The following is a 16466-nucleotide window of genomic DNA, read 5'->3' as shown; positions in this document are numbered from 1 at the left end:
TGCAGCAGCACCCACAGCCCGCAGCGGGTTATGACGGGATTTTCCGCGCCCTGCGGCCTGAGACTGGTACTGGCGGCAAAACCAGGCCTGGCAATGCTCTCACCAGGGTGGCCGACAATAAAAACTTTTTTTCCCTCTCAGCAAAAAGTTACCCTTTAAGATATTGACTAAATTTTATAACTGCATAATCTGTAGGGCCGCTCTGGATTCAGCGCGCCTTTCTCTTGTTGATACTTTTCATAGCGATGGTCAGCCTTACTCGCAGTCTCTCGTCACACCTAACGAATAATCATTCACAATTAATGAAATATTAATCACACCTGGCATGATTAATTTTACTAATGACACCCCTCTGTTTAATTCAAATAACCCCACTCGCCAAAAACAGTGTGTTCCTGCGGTTATCAAGCGCCTAACAGCACATTCTGCTGCCAATAACCCCGGCACCAGCATGGTGCAGAGATTTGCCCGCTGCCCTATAGTGAGTCAGCTCACACTTCCTGTGCCTTCATGCATGGGTCGATAGGGTTAAAATATGGCATTATTTTGTTATTTATCATGAAGATAATTCACAAAACACGCTAAAAGGTATAAGTAAGATCGCTATTTGACCTGAGTACGCTTTCCCGATAAGTTGGAAATCCGCTGGAAGCTTTCCTAACGGGCCAGTGTCTCGGCATATCTATGCAGCAAGTAGACTCCCTCGTGATGCAAGTTATCTCCAATTTGAGACCCGGAATTTCGTGAGCAACTCATTCAAGGACGTTTAAACAAATGTCCATCAATGGAATGTTCGGAGTCACGGTGTCTGCGTTTTAGCGGCATAAAATGATACAGAGCCAGAGAAGACTGCCCGTAGCGCTCTGTGCCTGAAGAACAGTGGTAATGTCAAAAGCAGTTTAAGGAGGCCCTCAATGTCCAACTCAAAACCTTATCCCTATGGCTTGTATGATCCATCAAAAGACAGTGATAGCTGTGGCGTAGGTTTCATTACTCGTAAGGACGGCGAGCAAACTCATGAGGTTCTGCAGATGGCACACAATGCCCTGTGCACCGTTCCTCATCGCGGGGGTATGTCAGCCGAAGGCGTGGGTGATGGCGCTGGCGTCAACGTTGACCTCTCTTTGCACTTTTTCCGCAAAATTACCGGATTGCCGCTGGAAGCGGGCCGTTATGGCGTCGGTAACTTCTTTGTGCCGAAAGACAGTGCGCTACGAGCCAACGCCGAGCGCCTGGTCGAAGAAACGCTGGCCGCCTATGATTTGACGATCATCGTTAAGCGCGATATGCCGCTGGATAACAGCGTGCTGCGCCCGGCGGCGATTCAGTTCCAGTTGCCTATCGCGCAATGGGTGTTTACTGCCCCGGCCGATGTGACTAACCAGATTGATTTTGAAAAACGCATTTACCGTGCCCTGCTGGACATCGAAGCCCGCGCCTTTACTGAAAGTGAATTTGGCGGACTCTATCCGCTGTCGCTTTCCTCGCGCACGCAGGTATTTAAAGCACGTCTGAACTCCAATGAAGTGATTCCTTATTTCCAGGATCTGACCGATGCTGACCACCAGGTGCGCGGTCTGTTCTTCCATACCCGTTTTTCCACCAATACCGACCCGCACACCACCATGGCACAGCCGTTCCGCCTGATGGCGCACAACGGTGAACTGAACACTGACCGTAAAAACCGCATTGCAGAATCTGCACTTGCGCTGGCACGCGGTAAGAAGATCGTGCGTCCAAAAGGCCAGTCAGACAGCTCCCGTCTTGACCAGAGCATCCACAGCCGCCTGATGGAAGATAACCTGGACCTGATCACCGCCGTGGTATCGATGATGCCGCCAGCATGGGAAAACGATCCATCATTGTCTGCTGAAGTACGTGCGATGCTGGAATATTTCTCACTGTACGAAGAGAAGAATGACGGCCCGGCCGCTCTGATCTTCGGTAACGGCGAAGTGATTGGTGCGCGTCTTGACCGTCTGGGGCTGCGTCCCCTGCGTTCTGTCGAAACCGCTGAATATATTGGTGCGATGTCGGAAGCGGGCCAGATCGCCTTCCCACCGGAAAGCGTACTGCGCCGTGGCCGTATCGAAGCGGGCGGGATGCTCTATTACGATCACAGTGAAAAACGCAGCTACACCACCATCGAAGCGCTGGAGAAACTGGCTGCGGTGGCTGACTATCCGGCTATGCTGGCAGAGTCGCGCGTCACATTACAGGAACTCCCGGTTATTCCGGCAGAGCAACAAGGCTCGCCTCTGCGTTACAGCGGTGACCTCAAAACCTATCAGCGTTTTGTGGCTTACTACTACAACCAGGAAAGCTTCAAATTCATGATGGATCCGATGCTGACCACCGGCGCTGAGAAAATTTCAGCGATGGGTTACGGCAACGCGATTAACGCCCTGTCCGATCACGAAGGCGGCATGGCGCACTACTTCTCCCAGCGCTTTGCCCAGGTCACTAACCCACCGCTGGATTCTATCCGTGAAGTGGACGGCATGACGCTGCGCGTAGCATTAGGCGCTAAACCGCATCTCGGGCGCAGTAAAGGCCACCAGATTGTGGTTCCAACACCGATTCTGACGCATCTGGATATGCTGCAGCTGCGCGAGCAGACCGTGGCACCTTATGCCCGTTTTGAAATGCTCTACGAGCCAGTTATCGGAACCGATCCTGAAAGCCGTGCGGCCAATGCTGATGCGCTGGAAAAAGCCATTGATGCCCTGGCGCAGGATGTGGTTGATTTTGCCCGTGAACAGGGCGGCATCGCCGTTATTACTGACCGCCATATTTCCTCGACGCGTGCGGCTATCCCGATGCTGCTGATGGTGTCGGCGATCAACCAACGCCTGGTGCAGGAAGGCCTTCGTCTTGATGTCTCACTGGTGGTGGAAAGCGGTCAGAGCATCTCTTCACATCACATTGCCGCTACCCTCGGTTTCGGTGCTTCGGCGGTTTATCCGCTCGGCGTTCAGATGCGTGCTGAAGAGAAGTACGGTGAAGGCGAAGAAGGTAATAAAGCCTTTAAACGCTATGCCAAAGCCGCTGAAAAAGCCCTGATGAAAACCATGGGTAAAGTGGGTCTGTGTACCGTTGAAAGCTACAGCTGTGGCGAATTCTTTGAACCGAACTTCCTGGATACCGAAGATCGCGTGCTGAAGAAGTATTTCCCGAATATCAAAACCCCGGTGGGCGGCGCTGGCTTTGCCACCATCGCGCAGATGGCCGTTGACTGGCACCAGAGTGCGCTGCGCATTCAGGGCGAGTCTGACGTACCGTTGCTGGGGCTGTTTAAAGAGCGTGCAGAAGGTGCAGGCCACTCTTACGGAACCATTGCCGTACGTACCTTTATCGATATGACTGAGCAGCCTATCCGCTTTACCGACAAAGCCCGTGAGGAGGATAATTTTATCCGCCTGATGACGTTGGCCAAGCTGGATAATGCCTTCAATATCAAAGCGAAGTCCTTTACTGACAGCAGCTTCGAACGCATCCCGAATGAGGTGATCGATAACTTCACCATCACCGCTGATTACCGCCAGTTCTCCAGCCTGATGCTGGAAGAGCGTAAACGTCGCCCGGCGGCCCTGCGTGATATTCTCGCCCTGCCGGCAGACTTAACGCACGTGGACAGTGAAGCAGAATTCACCCGTAAGCTGGGACGCTACTCGCTGGTCAACAACGGCTTTGCCGTGCGTGGGCTGGAGTGTGAAGCGACAGAAGGCAGCGACGATCGGTTTACGCTGCGCCTGACTGATGCCATCGTCGGCCTGAAAAGCGAGTATGACCGTTTGACCACGCTCTCCGTCGTCCTGAAAAAACGCTTTGGTGACGCGATTCAGCATGTCGAAGTGGCGGCGGATGCTCTGCACCTGACGGCAACCGGAAAAGCAGCAGATTATCTGTCACGCATCTTCACGATCTCTCCGGCACTGCCATTGAGTGAAGTGCAGCCCGCTCACGAAATTACCCGTACCTTTGCCTCTGGCGCGATGAGCCACGGTGCGCTGGTCGCCCCGGCACACGAAGCCGTTGCTCACGGCACCAACATGGTGGGCGGCATGAGTAACTGCGGTGAAGGCGGTGAACACTACTCACGCCATGGGACCATTCGTGCTTCACGTATCAAGCAGCTGGCATCCGGTCGTTTCGGCGTCTGGGCCGCCTATCTGGCTGACCCTATGCTCGAAGAGCTGGAAATCAAGATTGGCCAGGGCGCAAAACCGGGTGAAGGCGGCCAGTTACCGGCAGCCAAAGTGACGGTAGAAATCGCGGCGGCACGTGGTGGTACACCGGGCGTGGAGCTGGTTTCACCTCCTCCGCACCATGACACCTATTCGATTGAAGATCTGGCGCAGCTGATCCACGACTGTAAAGCGGCGCGTGTGCGTGTCATCGTCAAACTGGTTTCCTCTGAAGGTATCGGCACCATTGCCGTTGGCGTGGCGAAAGCCGGTGCCGATGTCATCAACGTTGCCGGTAACACCGGGGGAACCGGGGCAGCCTCGGTCACCAGCCTGAAATACACCGGGCGCGTGGCAGAAATCGGCATCGCCGAAGTGCATCAGGCGCTGTGTGCCAACGGCCTGCGTGAAAAAGTGCTGCTGCGCTGCTCTGGCGCACAGCAGACAGGTAGCGACGTAGTGAAATCCGCGCTGCTGGGCGGCGACAGTTTCGAGTTCGGTACCACTGCACTGATGATGCTGAAATGTGTGATGGCGAAAAACTGTAATGTGAAATGCCCGGCAGGCCTGACCACCAATGCCGAAGCCTTTGATGGCGATCCGCGCCAGCTGGCGCAGTATTTTATCAACGTTGCGCATGAAGTGCGTGAAATGCTGGCGCGTCTCGGCCTGCGTTCACTGCGCGAAGCCCGTGGCCGCTCCGATCTGCTGCACCTGATGGATCACCCACTGGAAGTCGGCAAACTGGACCTGCGTGCCATGTTGACCGTAGTGCCCGAGCTGAAAATCGCCCGTCCAGTCTATCTGGAAAAAGATTTTGAGCTGGATAACGGCTGGATTGATCTGCTGAACGATCAACTGGTCAGCCAGGGATCCACTGAGATCAAGCTCGGCGCAGGGATCACACTGAACAACCGTAACAAGAGCGTGGGCGGTCAGTTGGCTATCGACATTGAGCGCCTGCTGAACCATACACTGAACGCTGAGCATTTGAGCCGTATTCCGGCCGCGCTGTTGGACGATCGCGGGCGCCGCTATCTGGCACCGGCGACGATCACTATCTCTACCTCCGGTTCTGCTGGCCAGTCCTACGGCGTGTTCTGTAACGATGGCATGCGCCTGGAACATTACGGCACCTGTAACGACGGTGTGGGTAAGGGCCAGTGCGGCGGGGAGATTGTGGTGATGTCGCCTGGCGGCGGCTCACAGGACGCGGAAGGCAACGTGTTGATCGGTAACTTTGCCCTGTTCGGTGCCACCGGCGGGCGTCTGTACGCACAAGGCCAGGCGGGTGACCGTTTTGCCGTGCGTAACTCCGGTGCGACTGCGGTTGTTGAAGGCGTCGGTGATTTCTGCTGCGAATATATGACGAACGGTGCGGTGCTTAACCTTGGTACGTACGGTACTGGGTTTGGTAATGGCATGAGCGGCGGTTTCGCCTACCAGTACGACCCGTACGGCACGCTGGCGGGTTCTGCTGCCGGTGATTCCGTGATGCTGGGTTCCATCACCGATGACAACGAGATGGCACGCGTTCATAAAGAAGCGGTACTGACCATGCTGAACTGGCATCTGGAAGCGACCTCTTCTCCGCGTGCTCAGTGGTTGCTTGATCACTGGGAAACAGAGAGCCAGCATTTCGTTTACGTGATGCCGCGTTCCCTGTTGCTGTATCAGGATGGTGCTGAAATTCTGAAAGCTAAAACCCGTAAGGATTTGCTTGAAGAACTCTCTACCGCACTTGCCGGTCATCAGGTCGCGAAATTTAAAGCGGCATGGCGTGAAGGTAAAGCCATCGCCAATGGTGCGGTTCCGGGCTACGGCGCAACGGATACCCCCGAGATGCTGGTGTTGTTAAACAACTACACCGTCCTCAGCTCTGCGCAACAGCTGGCACTTTCGCGTCTGCCGAAAGGTACTTCAGTGGAAGACCCGGCGGTTGAGAAAGCGGTGCGTAACCTGCTGATGACCGAGGATTTCACGCTGATCAGCAAGTTACAGCGCCACGGTCGCGCGGCCATTGAAAGCTACAGTGATGAAGAGCTTTCCTGCCTGATTGGTGCGAAGCGCATGACCGATTATAAAGCCGCGCTGACGCAACGTAACATCCGTTCAATGGACAGTCTGGCGACGTACGGTTGGATCATGTATCAGGATGCATGCAACAGAGAAGTACTGGGACGACTGCCTGACTTTGAAGAGCTGTTTGCTCGTGCTGCACTGCCTGAACTGGCTGCCGCAGTCGGCAAATTAGCCTGATTATTGATAAGAACAGAAACTAATATTCTATAACGAGTATTCAAACGGGATTGAGTAGATAAAAGCGATGAAGATTCCTTATATTCCTGAAGATGCACCGTTTAATGGTGAGCAGAAATTTTGGCTGGCAGGCTTCCTTGCTGGTTTACATTCACGCCTGCTGGTGCTGGAAAATCAGCCGCAGGCGGCAGGCTCTGCCGCCTCCGCAGCAACGACCCAGCTTCACATCCTGTTTGGTTCCCAGACGGGTAATGCGGAAGCATTAGCACAGAGCGCCGCGAAAGCAGCGCGTGCGAAAGGCCTGGTGCCTGTCGTTCAGGGTCTGGGCGAAGTCGATATCGACGTGTTCGCGACCATGCGTCACGTGCTGGTGATCACCTCGACCTACGGTGAAGGTGAAATGCCAGATAACGCGCAGCTGTTTTGGCAGGCTATCTCTGCCAGCACAGCTCCACGTCTGGAACAGATGCACTTTGCGGTACTGGCGATTGGCGATACAGGCTACGACGGTTTCTGTCAGGCAGGTAAATTTATCGATATGCGTCTTGAGCAGCTGGGCGCAAAACGTGTCTATGACCGCATCGACTGCGATATCGACTATGAAGAGCCGTCTAACGAATGGATCGCCAGCTCCATGCCACAGTTTGCTGCCAGCGCAGGCAGCAGCGGTAATGCCCTGGAGAGCGCACCCGAAGCGCCAGTCATCCCTGGCAGCAATAAAAACAACCCTTACGCTGCTGCACTGGCGACGAACAAGCGTCTGTCCGGTGAGAACTCAGGCAAAGATATTCGTCACTTCGAGTTTGATCTGACCGACAGTGGTCTGAAGTACGAAGCGGGTGATGCGTTGGGTGTTATCCCGGTCAACGAACCGGCACTCGTCACTCTGCTGCTGACGCAGCTGAAATCAGACTACGATACACCCGTTCCTGGCTTTGAAAGAAGTCTGGGCGACCTGCTGACCTACCAGTTTGAGATCTCTGAACCTTCACGCAAGCTGATCGAATGGGTTGGCCAGAACACCACCAACCAGGAGCTGCGTCATGTCTTACAGCATGACGATAAAGATGCGCTGGGTGTGTGGCTGTGGGGTAAAGATACCCTCGACCTGCTGCAGCTGGATGTGACTCGTTCACTGAGTATTCCTGAGTTTGTTGCCCTGTTGCGTCCGTTGCAGCACCGCGCTTACTCCATTTCGTCCAGTCAGAAAGCACACCCTAATCAGGTGCATCTGACCATCGCTTCCGTTCGTTATCACAGCGCAGGCCGTGCACGTAACGGCGTCTGCTCAACTTACCTGGCTGAGCGCGTTAAACGAGGTGAAAAACCTGCGATCTTCATTTCACCGAATAAAGCGTTCCGCGTGCCGTCCAATAATGATGCTCCGCTGATCATGATTGGCCCAGGTACCGGTATTGCCCCGTTCCGTGCTTTCCTTGAAGAGCGTGAAGCGTTAAACGCTAAAGGCAAAAACTGGTTGTTCTTCGGCGATCAGCATCAGGAACACGACTATATCTATCAGGATGAACTGAATACCTGGCAGGAAAGTGGTTTACTGACGCGCCTGGACTTAGCCTTCTCACGCGATCAGGCTGAGAAAATCTATGTGCAGACCCGCATGCTGGAACAGGGTGCAGAGCTGTTTGCCTGGTTAGAAGAAGGGGCTTACTTCTATGTCTGTGGCGATGCTTCACGCATGGCTAAAGACGTCGATAAGGCGCTTTATCAGGTGATTACTCAGTTTGGTGGGATGTCTGCGGAACGTGCAGCAGATTACGTCGATCAGCTGAAGAAAGAAAAACGCTACCTGCGCGATGTCTATTAAGAGAAGTGAGGCGAACCGTAACATCGGTTCGCTCCAGAGACAGGGATAAAAAAAACGGGCCATCAGGCCCGTTTTTTATTTCACAACGCGAAGCGCCGGACGACCACCGCGCGGAGGCGGCTCATCATCAGGGCCCTCATCGTCAGATACGCTGTCATCGGGACGATCACCATCGATCACCGACATCACCGTTTCCGGGGCAACATCCTGCCCGCCAGATGCCTCGAATTCACCCGCTTCGTCATACGCCGGTTCAGGTTCGAACATGGTACCCGCGCCGTTTTCACGGGCGTAAACCGCCAGTACCGCCGCTAATGGCACGGAAACCTGACGAGGAACACCGCCAAAACGGGCGCTGAAGCGAACTTCATCATTGCCCAACTCAAGATTGCCCACAGCACGCGGCGCAATGTTCAGAACGATCTGACCATCGCGGGCGTATTCCAGGGGCACCATCACGCCGGGCAAATTAATGTCGACGACCAGATGCGGCGTGAGATTGTTGTCGAGCAACCACTCATAAAAAGCGCGCAGCAAATAAGGACGACGTGCGGTAAGTTGGGACATTTCCATCGTAATCAGCCCCGCGTATGCAGGCGCATTTCACGTTCTGCTTCAGTCAGGGAAGCCAGGAAGGAATCACGCTCGAAGACACGCGTCATATAGCCTTTCAGCTCTTTTGAACCCGCACCAATCAGCTCAATACCCATCTGCGGTAAACGCCACAACAGCGGAGCCAGATAGCAGTCAACCAGGCTGAACTCTTCGCTCATAAAGAACGGCGTACGTGCGAACAGCGGAGCGATTGCCAGCAGCTCTTCACGCAGTTGCTTACGTGCCGCTTCAGCTTCCTGCGCGGTACCGTTTTCAACTTTACGCATCAGGCTGTACCAGTCCTGCTCGACGCGGTGCATCATCAGGCGGCTTTCACCACGCGCTACCGGGTACACCGGCATCAATGGTGGATGCGGGAAACGCTCGTCCAGATATTCCATGATGATGCGCGATTCATACAGCGTCAGCTCGCGATCAACGAGGGTGGGTACGGTACGGTACGGGTTGAGGTCGATCAGATCCTGCGGCAGGTTATCCGTTTCAACCTGCTCGATCTCGACACTAACACCCTTCTCAGCCAGTACAATGCGTACCTGGTGGCTGAAAATGTCAGTCGGACCAGAAAACAGCGTCATTACCGAACGTTTGTTGGCAGCGACAGCCATGTAAACCTCCAAGTTTATCGAGAAAATTACTGCGAATAGCCATCCACGTGGCGACTCATCATTGCCACCAGCCCGAAGATTGACCGATTCCTTGTACACAGGATACACGCGTCATTGCCCGGCCAATGGGCACAAAGTGACACATAGTCTACCAGATTTTAGTCAGCTTGTGGGGGGTCGCAGACGGAATTGCAGGGGAAAATGGTAAAGCGGTGTGTGTTTCGCGCTTTTTGCACTAGAAGAAAATAAAAAACCCGGCGCCAGGCACCGGGTTTTCCGATAATCGATTCTGCCTGAGCAGAAAAAATTAACGTTTGGAGAACTGAGGACGACGACGTGCTTTACGCAGACCGACTTTCTTACGTTCAACCTGACGAGCATCACGAGTAACGAAGCCTGCTTTACGCAGTTCGCCACGCAGTGACTCGTCGTACTCCATCAGAGCGCGTGTGATACCATGACGGATCGCACCAGCCTGACCAGAGATACCACCACCTTTAACAGTGATGTACAGATCAAATTTACCTACCATGTCCAGAAGTTCCAGCGGCTGGCGAACTACCATGCGGGCAGTTTCGCGACCGAAGTACTGTTCTAAAGAACGCTGGTTGATAACGATGTTACCGCTACCCGGCTTAATGAAGACGCGTGCGGAAGAGCTTTTGCGGCGACCAGTGCCGTAGTTTTGATTCTCAGCCATTGCCTGTAATCCCGATTAAATGTCAAGAACTTGCGGTTGCTGTGCCGCATGGTTGTGCTCGTTGCCCGCGTAAACTTTCAGTTTACGGTACATAGCACGGCCCAGCGGGCCCTTTGGCAGCATGCCTTTAACCGCGATTTCAATCACACGCTCAGGACGGCGAGCAATCATCTCTTCGAAGGTCGCTTGCTTGATACCACCGACGAAGCCGGTGTGATGGTAATAAATCTTGTCAGTACGCTTGTTACCGGTTACGGCAACTTTCTCAGCGTTCAGAACGATGATGTAATCACCAGTATCGACGTGCGGAGTGTATTCCGCTTTGTGCTTACCGCGCAGACGACGAGCCAGTTCGGTCGCTAAACGACCTAAGGTTTTGCCTGTTGCGTCAACAACATACCAGTCACGTTGGACGGTTTCTGGCTTAGCTGTAAAAGTTTTCATCTAAAAGCTTACCCAAATTAAGTTACACGTTGGTGAAATCCCAAACGCTTGAATAAACGGTTGGAGCTCACACGACCATCTTGACCAGCAAGCCCACCCCTTCGGATAGAGTTACTGGAACACAAAGAGTTTTGGGAAAAAAACCTTTGCTGTAACGTGGGGTCGCAAGATTATAGAGAACTCGCACGCAAAGAGCGAACGTTTTCTACGATAAAATTACCATCACGTCACTGTAATGAGAGGCTCAGGGTAAATGCGGCAGCCGCAGGTACTCTTCGCTCTGCATCTCTTGTAAGCGGGAGACACAGCGCTGGTACTCGAACTTCAGCCTCGTACCCTGGTAAATCTCATAAAGTGATGTTTCTGCCGAGACCACCAGCTTCACATGACGCTCGTAGAATTCATCCACCAACGCCAGGAAACGTCGAGCCTGGTCTTCAGTCTTGTAAATCATCACCGGCACATCATACAGCAATACGCTGTGGAAGCGGCGCGACAGTTCAATATAGTCATGCTGGCTACGTCCTTCCCCACACAACGTAAGAAAACTCATCGCCAGCACGCCTTCTGCCATTCCCAGCGTGGGCAGCTGACGATGGTTAATCTCGAGCGGCTCATGATGTTCCCGCGGCTTACCCGCCAGCGCGACAAACATCCGTTCCATCTCTTTTGACGTCTCTTCACCCAACGGCGTCATCCACAGGTGTGCAGACGTCAGCGTGCGCAGGCGATAATCAATCCCCGCATCCACATTCATGATTTCACAATGCTGTTTAATCATCTCAATGGCGGGCATAAAACGTGCCCGTTGCAAACCGTTACGATAGAGATCGTCCGGGGGAATGTTTGATGTCGCAACCAGCGTAATACCCCGACTGAATAGCGCTTCCATCAGTGTGCCAAGCAGCATGGCATCGGTGATATCTGAGACAAAAAACTCATCAAAACACAGCAGGTCCGTTTCGGCTTTAAAGCGATCGGCAACGATTTGTAACGGATCACTTTGGCCCTGCAACTCGGTCAACTCCTGATGCACCCGCAGCATAAAGCGGTGGAAGTGCAGTCGCTGCTTGCGCTCGCCAGGAATAGCCCGAAAAAACATATCCATTAGCCAGGTCTTGCCACGCCCAACGCCGCCCCACATATACAGACCACGCGCAGGTGTCTGAACATCATTTTTACTTTTTCCCAGCAGCTTATTAAGCTTACCGAATAACCCACCGCTGGCAGCGGATGCGGGCGGGCTGATACGGGTTAATGCCTGATAGATACCGTCTAAGCGGGTCATCGCGGCACGTTGTACGTCATCGGCCTGATACTCGCCGTTTTCCAGCGCCTGCTGATACAGCGCCAGAGGAGACATCGTTTGCATAATGTTGTCACATTCCCTGAAAAATGGTCTTGCCGGGTGGTTGATTGTCGAAAAAAAAGTCGTTCTACACTAAGCGAAGCTGCCGCAGGATTCCACTTCCGTGAGATTAGCGGTTATAGTGGCGGGTATGAGTTGGAAAGGCCCTACGGAACAACGAAGACAATATGGGAGTTATTATGACCTGGGAATATGCGCTTATTGGGTTAGTGGTTGGGATTATTATTGGTGCGGTCGCCATGCGTTTCGGCAATAAGAAACTACGTGAGCAACGCAGCCTGCAGTATGAACTGGAAAAGAGTAAAGCCGAGCTGGCTGACTATCGTGAAGAGCTGACGAATCATTTTGCCCACAGCGCAGAGCTGCTGGACAATATGGCTCGCGACTATCGCCAGCTGTATCAGCATATGGCGAAAGGGTCGAACGACTTGCTGCCAAACCTGCCGGGTGAAAAAAACCCGTTTGCCTATCAGCTGACCGAATCCGAAGCGGATAACGATCAGGTGCCAGTGCAAATGCCGCGTGATTACCCGGACAGCGCTTCTGGCCTGCTGCGTGGCGATCGCGCTGCCAAATAATTTTTATTGGGGGTGCCTGGCACCCTCTCGTTTCTGAACGGTCATACCTGTATCACTCAACATATAGCCTGCAATTCCGGGTACACCTTTATTTATTCCCCTGGTAGCGAGAGCTGAGTCCCGATGAAGAAGAAATCATTTCTGTTAAGCGCACTGGCATTAAGTATTGGCGTCAATCTGGCCGTGGTCCCTGCGACCCAGGCATCGCTGCCTTCCCAGATTCAGGGACAACCGTTGCCGAGCCTGGCACCGATGTTGGAAAAAGTTCTGCCTGCCGTGGTCAGCGTTCACGTTGAGGGAACCGCGAGCGACAGCAAACAGCAACAGATCCCCGAGCAGTTAAAGCGCTTCTTCGAACAGAACGGCCAGGATAGTGCACAAGGTGACGAAAAATCACAAGAGTTTGAAGGACTGGCGTCAGGTGTGATCATTGATGCGGCAAAAGGTTACGTGCTGACCAATAACCACGTGGTTAACGGCGCAGACAAAATCAGCGTGCAGCTGAGCGACGGCCGCGAGTTCGATGCCAAACTGGTTGGCCACGATGAGCAGACCGATATTGCGCTCATCCAGCTCAATGGCGCCACGAAGCTAACGCAAGTTAAAATTGCCGACTCTGACCAGCTTAAAGTCGGGGATTTTGCCGTTGCGATCGGTAATCCGTTTGGACTGGGTCAGACCGCCACCTCAGGAATTGTCTCTGCCCTGGGGCGCAGTGGGCTGAACCTGGAAGGGTTGGAAAACTTTATCCAGACCGATGCGGCCATCAACCGGGGTAACTCCGGTGGAGCGCTGGTGAATCTCAATGGTGAACTGATCGGCCTGAACACGGCTATTCTGGCCTCCAGCGGCGGCAATATCGGCATTGGCTTTGCTATCCCCAGTAATATGGCGATGGGCCTTGCACAGCAGTTGATCCAGTTTGGCGAAGTTAAGCGTGGCCAGTTGGGAATCAAAGGCACCGAGATGACCGCTGAGATGGCGAAAGCCTTTAATGTAGACGTTCAACGTGGCGCTTTCGTCAACGAAGTATTACCCCAGTCCGCCGCGGCCAAAGCAGGCATCAAAGCCGGTGACATCATTACCAGCGTCGACGGTAAAGCCATCGCCAACTTTGCGGAACTGCGGGTGAAAATCGGCACCACCCCGCCGGGCCAGGATGTGAAGATCGGCCTGTTACGTGATGCTAAGCCACTCACCGTAACGGTGAAGCTGGATAACAGCACCCAGAGTAGCGCTGGCGCAGAGCTGACAACGCCAGCTTTACAGGGCGCGACACTCAGTGATGGAGCGGCCAAAGACGGCACCAAAGGGGTGAAAGTCGATGAGGTTGAGAAATCGACTCCCGCCGCCCAGTTTGGTCTGCAGAAAGACGATGTGATTGTTGGCGTCAACCGTACGCCAGTTCAGAACCTGGCCGAACTGCGTAAACTGCTGGAAGCAAAACCACCGCTACTGGCACTGAGCGTGATGCGCGGTGAAGAGAATATCTACCTGCTCCTGCCTTAACCCTCTTGCGCAGACACGGGCTACTGTGTCTGCGTAACTCATGCTATTCTGCCAGTCGTTCTTTCATTCACCGCTTAAGACCATGTTTCTTAAAATTTTGCGTTCAGTGATCTTTGGCCTGATTGTGGCCGGTATTCTTCTGGTAGCCGTACCGAGCCTCAGGCTTGGGGGCGACCTGTTGCCGCGCTCCAGCTCCAGTACCAGCACCACCAGTGAAGAACCTGTCAGTTACAATGCCGGGGTCCGCCGCGCGGCACCTGCCGTGGTCTATGTCTATAACCACAGCGCCAGCGGCTCAACAGATGTCCTGGGCTCAGGCGTAATAATGGATCCTCGTGGCTATATCCTGACCAATAAACATGTGATTAATGATGCCAGTCAGATTATCGTTAATCTGCAGGATGGACGCTCCTTTGAAGCCATGCTGGTCGGGTCAGATACGCTGACCGACCTGGCCGTGCTGAAAATCAATGCCTCCAGTTTGCCGGTGATCCCCATCAACCCGCAACGAGTCGCACACGTTGGCGACCTGGTAATGGCGATTGGTAACCCCTACAACATCGGACAAACCGTCACCCAGGGCATTATCGGTGCCACGGGGCGCGTTGGCCTCAGCCCTTCCCGTCATCAGGATTTCCTGCAAACAGATGCCTCGATTAACCGTGGCAACTCTGGCGGTGCGCTGATTAATTCTCTGGGTGAACTGATGGGGATTAATACGCTATCGTTTGATAAAAGTAGCAACGGTGAAACACCGGAAGGGCTGGGGTTTGCTATCCCCACCAAACTGGCGACTAAGGTGATGGAAAAGCTGATCCGCGATGGTCGGGTGATCCGTGGCTATATCGGTATCACGGGCCAGGAATTCCGACGCTCCAGTGGGCTGGAGACAGGAATAGAGCACCCTCAGCTTCAGGGTATCGTCGTTACCTATGTTAAAGCTGGTGGGCCCGCCGATATTGCCGGTATTCATGTCAATGACACGATTACCCGGGTCAACAACGTTCAGGCGGCTTCACCGCTGGAAACGATGGATCAGGTGGCGGAAATACGCCCGGGAACGGTGATTAACGTAGAAATCAGCCGTGAGGGTAAAAAGATGACGCTGCCAGTCACGGTTCAGGAATACCCGGAAGAGAATCAGACGCAGTAGTTTGACAGACATCCACCCCGGACAGAGCCGGGGTGAACAGCACCGCTACGGGTGCCATATATGAAGGGGTAAGTTACTTAACGAACTCTTCGCCGAGAGTAATATCCTTCTTCAGCGTGTCCAACATGCCATCCAGCGACTGCTGTTCAAACGCACTCAGTGCACCGATCGGACGACGTTCGACAATACCGTTTTTGCCCAGCAGCAACGGCTGTGAGAAGAAACGCGCATACTCGCCATCTCCTTCAACATAAGCACATTCAACAATGTTGCTTTCGCCTTTCAGAGCACGCACCAGAGACAAACCAAAGACCGCAGCCGCGTGGCCCATCGACAAAGTTGCAGAGCCGCCACCCGCTTTTGCCTCGACCACTTCAGTACCCGCATTCTGAATACGTTTCGTCAGTTCAGCGGCTTCCTGCTCGGTAAATGTCACGCCAGGGATCTGCGACAGCAATGGCAGGATCGTCACGCCGGAGTGTCCACCAACCACCGGCACATTGAGTTCTTCAGGCTGCTTGCCTTTCAAGGCAGCAACAAATGTGTTCGAACGAATGATATCGAGGGTCGTGATACCAAAAAGTTTATTTTTGTCGTAAACACCTGCTTTCTTCAGCACTTCAGCAGCAATCGCTACCGTGGTATTGACCGGGTTTGTGATGATACCAATCAGTGCTTTTGGGCTGGTTGAGGCGACCTGCTCAATCAGATTACGCACAATGCCGGCATTTACGTTGAAAAGATCTGAACGATCCATACCAGGTTTACGTGCAACACCAGCAGAAATCAGCACTACGTCAGCACCCTTAAGCGCAGGAGTCGCATCTTCACCGCTGAAACCTTCAATTTTGACTGCTGTAGGGATATGGCTTAAATCAACCGCGACACCGGGGGTAACCGGAGCGATATCATAGAGGGAGAGTTCTGAGCCTGCCGGAAGCTGAGTTTTAAGCAGGAGGGCCAAAGCCTGACCAATACCACCTGCTGCACCGAGGACCGCAACTTTCATCCTAAACTCCTTATTATTTTTTGAACATTACATGTGCCGGGAAATCAGTATACAAATACATCGTGATTGGGCGTTACATTACACCTTTAGCGCGTTGTGGAACAACCTCAACATTATAACAAAGTGTTCACAAAGTGCGCATTTCAGCACGGCGTCAGCACGTTTTTTTTCGCCGATAAAATTTGGTAAACTGTTGCGGAGACGGCCTTGAAT

At 53.4% G+C, this 16466-nt stretch carries 11 protein-coding genes; 5 read left to right on the top strand and 6 right to left on the bottom strand.

Going from position 1 to position 16466, the window contains the following annotated elements; translation table 11 throughout:
* Positions 1-914: 914 nt before the first annotated feature.
* Positions 915-6446 carry a glutamate synthase-related protein gene (locus LJN55_RS02495; protein WP_159337315.1) on the top strand — a complete coding sequence of 1844 codons (5532 nt, stop codon included), beginning with the start codon at positions 915-917 and terminating at the stop codon, positions 6444-6446.
* A 67-nt stretch (positions 6447-6513) separates the two neighbouring features.
* On the top strand, positions 6514-8271 hold the full coding sequence (locus LJN55_RS02490; protein WP_133844121.1) for a sulfite reductase subunit alpha: 1758 nt from the start codon (positions 6514-6516) through the stop codon (positions 8269-8271).
* A gap of 75 nt (positions 8272-8346) precedes the next feature.
* Here LJN55_RS02490 and sspB read toward each other — a convergent pair whose 3' ends face one another.
* The 5 genes from sspB to zapE form a co-directional block, all read right to left on the bottom strand.
* Complete coding sequence (sspB, locus tag LJN55_RS02485; protein ID WP_133844123.1) at positions 8347-8844, bottom strand: ClpXP protease specificity-enhancing factor; 498 nt, start codon at positions 8842-8844, stop codon at positions 8347-8349.
* Between the two features lie 5 nt (positions 8845-8849).
* The gene (gene sspA, locus LJN55_RS02480) at positions 8850-9491 is read right to left on the bottom strand and encodes a stringent starvation protein SspA (RefSeq protein WP_133844125.1); all 642 of its coding nucleotides are present in this window, start codon (positions 9489-9491) and stop codon (positions 8850-8852) included.
* Positions 9492-9798: 307 nt separating this feature from the next.
* Complete coding sequence (gene rpsI / locus LJN55_RS02475) at positions 9799-10191, bottom strand: 30S ribosomal protein S9 (protein ID WP_004168023.1); 393 nt, start codon at positions 10189-10191, stop codon at positions 9799-9801.
* A gap of 15 nt (positions 10192-10206) precedes the next feature.
* Positions 10207-10635: a 50S ribosomal protein L13 gene (gene rplM / locus LJN55_RS02470; RefSeq protein ID WP_056231094.1), complete on the bottom strand. Its 429-nt coding sequence runs from the start codon at positions 10633-10635 to the stop codon at positions 10207-10209.
* A 244-nt stretch (positions 10636-10879) separates the two neighbouring features.
* On the bottom strand, positions 10880-12007 hold the full coding sequence (gene zapE, locus LJN55_RS02465; RefSeq protein WP_133844127.1) for a cell division protein ZapE: 1128 nt from the start codon (positions 12005-12007) through the stop codon (positions 10880-10882).
* A gap of 176 nt (positions 12008-12183) precedes the next feature.
* Between zapE and zapG the strand changes: the two genes are divergently transcribed.
* The 3 genes from zapG (at position 12184) to degS (ending at position 15244) form a co-directional block, all read left to right on the top strand.
* The gene (zapG, locus tag LJN55_RS02460) at positions 12184-12582 is read left to right on the top strand and encodes a Z-ring associated protein ZapG (RefSeq protein ID WP_133844129.1); all 399 of its coding nucleotides are present in this window, start codon (positions 12184-12186) and stop codon (positions 12580-12582) included.
* 123 nt (positions 12583-12705) lie between these two features.
* The gene (degQ, locus tag LJN55_RS02455) at positions 12706-14091 is read left to right on the top strand and encodes a serine endoprotease DegQ (RefSeq protein ID WP_227535612.1); all 1386 of its coding nucleotides are present in this window, start codon (positions 12706-12708) and stop codon (positions 14089-14091) included.
* A gap of 82 nt (positions 14092-14173) precedes the next feature.
* Positions 14174-15244, top strand: a complete 1071-nt coding sequence (degS, locus tag LJN55_RS02450) for an outer membrane-stress sensor serine endopeptidase DegS (protein ID WP_133844133.1) — start codon at positions 14174-14176, stop codon at positions 15242-15244.
* 73 nt (positions 15245-15317) lie between these two features.
* Here degS and mdh read toward each other — a convergent pair whose 3' ends face one another.
* Positions 15318-16253, bottom strand: a complete 936-nt coding sequence (gene mdh, locus LJN55_RS02445) for a malate dehydrogenase (protein ID WP_133844135.1) — start codon at positions 16251-16253, stop codon at positions 15318-15320.
* Between the last annotated feature and the right edge of the window lie 213 nt (positions 16254-16466).

Source organism: Erwinia rhapontici, assembly GCF_020683125.1.
GTDB lineage: Bacteria > Pseudomonadota > Gammaproteobacteria > Enterobacterales > Enterobacteriaceae > Erwinia > Erwinia rhapontici.
This window is presented reverse-complemented; position numbering and strand designations above follow the sequence as displayed.